This window comes from Thermogemmatispora sp. (assembly GCF_019683755.1).
In the GTDB taxonomy this organism is placed as follows: Bacteria; Chloroflexota; Ktedonobacteria; order Ktedonobacterales; family Ktedonobacteraceae; genus Thermogemmatispora.
The window spans coordinates 1-2,833 of the sequence record NZ_JADGHT010000473.1 but is presented as its reverse complement, the minus strand read 5'-3'; the positions used below and the strand labels follow the sequence as shown (position 1 = coordinate 2,833).

The following is a 2,833-nucleotide window of genomic DNA, read 5'->3' as shown; positions in this document are numbered from 1 at the left end:
CCCCCATAGGGAATACCCACCACCGCACACTTCCAGGTCATCCACATGGCCAGTGCCTTGACCTCGTCCAGGGTCACATCAGGACTGTAACGAATGCCGCCTTTGGCAGGCCCGCGATTCACGTTGTGCTGTACGCGATAGCCGGTAAAGGTTTTGATGCGGCCATCATCCAGGCGTACAGGGAAATTGACTGTCAGCTCCCGCTTGGGCTTGCGCAGAATCTCTCGCATGTCCTCCGAGAGATTGAGGCGATCGGCAGCCTCCTCAAACTGCTGAACAGCCATTGCATAGGGATTAATGCGGATCTCGCGAGAGGACTTCACGTCATTGTGCAGGTCCACGTTCTTGCTCCTTTTCCGTCCGTATGTTGCACTTGAGAGCGGGCTAAAGCTGGCCAGGGATCGCAGAGGCCAAGGGTTATTAGATTGGTAGAAACAAGCCTGGGCTAGCTTGGCAGCTTTCCCGCCCAGCGCCAGCCGGTTAGGCCCCTTCAGCTCGTGGGAGCCTCGTCAAGCTTGGCGCGTAAGAGCTTCTGGACAAGATCGGCCTTGGCCTGACCGCGAGTGCGCTTCATGATCTGACCAACCAGGTACTGGGCAGCATTGGTCTTACCCGAGCGATAATCGGCCACGATCTTCGGGTTCGCCTCGATGACCTCCACAATGATGCGCTCCAGCGCCTGTGGATCGGTAATCGGCGGCTCGATGCCCTTGCGCACCACAATGGCCTCGGGGAGTTGGCCACTGACAAAGGCTTCATCCAGCACCTCCTTCGCCTGCTTACCCGTAATACGCTGGCGATCGAGGAGGTCTAGTAGATTGACAAGAGCCTCCGGTTTCAGCGGACAGGCCGCCGGGGCAATACCATGCGCATGGAGCAGACGAACAACCTCGCTCAGGAGCCAGTTGCTGGCTGCGCGCGCCCTGGCTTGGCGATCCTGAACATGGGAGGAGAGGGCCATCACCTGATCGAGGTAGTCACCCAGGGCTTTCTCTTCCGTAAGAATATCGGCATCCTGAGCCGAGAGACCATAGTCGCGCTGATAGCGGAGTCGGCGCGCATCAGGCAGCTCTGGCAGACGCGCGCGCAGCTCTTCAACCCACTCACGGCTGATCACTAGCGGCGGCAGGTCTGGCTCAGGGAAGTAGCGATAGTCATGAGCATACTCTTTGGTACGCTGTGGCACCGTGATACCCCGCGTCTCATCCCAACCACGCGTCTCCTGCTGAATCGTCCCACCAGCCCGCAAGACCTCGATCTGACGGCGCGCTTCGTATTCAAGAGCCTGCTGCAAGGCCTTGAAGCTATTCATATTCTTAATCTCGGTCTTAACTCCCAGGGCCTGCTCCCCACGAGGGCGTACCGAGATATTGGCATCACAGCGCAGGCTGCCTTCCTCCATCCGCCCCGAAGAGACCCCCAAATAGACCAGGATCTGGCGCAGCTTCTGCATGTAGAGGCGCGCCTCCTCTGGGCTACGCATGTCCGGCTCACTGACGATTTCGATCAGTGGCGTACCTGCACGGTTGACGTCAACGAGGCTGTAGCCATCCCGATGCAGCAGCTTGGCAGTGTCCTCCTCGAGATGGACGCGCGTGATGCCGATGCGCCGCACCTGCCCATTGCACTCAATCAGCAGATAGCCATTGCGACTGAGTGGAAGATCATACTGGGAAATCTGGTATCCCTTCATTAAATCGGGGTAAGGATAGTTCTTGCGGTCAAATTTAGAGTACTCGGGAATGTCGCAGTTGAGGGCCAGGGCCGTCATAATAGTATAGGCGACAGCTTCTCGATTGATCACTGGCAGCACGCCCGGCATCCCCATACAAACGGGGCAGACATGCGTGTTGGGGGCCGCATTTGCGTAGTCAGTGCTGCAGGAGCAGAACATCTTGCTTCGCGTGGTGAGCTGAGCGTGGACTTCGAGACCAATGATAACCTCGAATTCAGTGGTAACCTCAGTCTGAGCAGGTACAGCCATCTTTCCCAACCTTCCTAAAAGCTTCTTCAGCGTCACTATCACCCGTTAGTCTAGTCCTTTCCCCAGGATTCGTCAACTAGGTAGCCTCGACAGGCTCAGTACCCACGAGCCTCTCTACGGTCTCGATGGCCGGCATAGGCTCGCCACCAGGTCCAGGGCCCGGCTGACCGGTTGATCAGCCAGTCAGCTTACGCTAGCAACCCCTCAGCTCTCGCTCTCCGCTCAGTACTCGCCCCCTCATCTTCCCCGACAAGAAGAGCTAAGAAGCCAGATAGGCCAGATGGTCACTGCGAGACAGGCAGGAAAGAGGAGCCGGAGTCCTTGCCAGATACGGATGACTCTGGTATACTGAAGGCACCAACATCGTGGGACGTCTTGCGCCGAAACGCAAGCTTTCCCCGGTAAATTCGGGAAATACCTTTTGTATTGCTTCACACGAGAGAACTGTTGCTGAGACTCAGTAGGTACGGTGCCCTCCTCGCGCAGAGAAGAGGAGAACGACGCGCTATCATGACACGATGAGGCACACCAGCGAGCGGATGAGGAGAACGACCACCTATGTCCCTGATTAATATGGCCAAACGCGAGATCATTTGTAAGCTCGTCTACTACGGTATTGGTCTGTCCGGCAAGACAACCAACCTGCACTATATCTACCAGGCAGTTGATCCCCGCGATGTGGGCGAGATGGTCTCCATCGATACTGAGACAGAGCGTACCCTTTACTTCGATCTGCTGCCGTTGGAATTGGGTAAGGTCAATGGCTTCTCGATCCGTTTCCAGCTCTATACAGTGCCCGGTCAGGTGCTCTACCAGCAGACGCGGATCTCTGTGCTGAAAGGCGCTGTC

General features: G+C 56.9%; 2 protein-coding genes and 1 pseudogene. 1 reads left to right on the top strand and 2 read right to left on the bottom strand.

All coding sequences use genetic code 11. The features are described from left to right. Positions 1-284, bottom strand: a 284-nt coding sequence (locus tag IRZ24_RS18940) for a Glu/Leu/Phe/Val dehydrogenase dimerization domain-containing protein (protein ID WP_366914335.1), incomplete at its 3' end; no start/stop codon positions are given. A 206-nt stretch (positions 285-490) separates the two neighbouring features. Next, positions 491-1,984: an Asp-tRNA(Asn)/Glu-tRNA(Gln) amidotransferase subunit GatB gene (gene gatB, locus IRZ24_RS18935; protein WP_297167870.1), complete on the bottom strand. Its 1,494-nt coding sequence runs from the start codon at positions 1,982-1,984 to the stop codon at positions 491-493. 558 nt (positions 1,985-2,542) lie between these two features. Between gatB and IRZ24_RS18930 the strand changes: the two are divergent. Next, positions 2,543-2,833: pseudogene (locus IRZ24_RS18930) on the top strand (gliding-motility protein MglA); the annotation flags it as partial.

Excerpts from the sequence above, each read along its gene's own strand:
- gatB (WP_297167870.1), bottom strand. The coding sequence starts at position 1,984 with ATGGCTGTACCTGCTCAGACTGAGGTTACCACTGAATTCGAGGTTATC.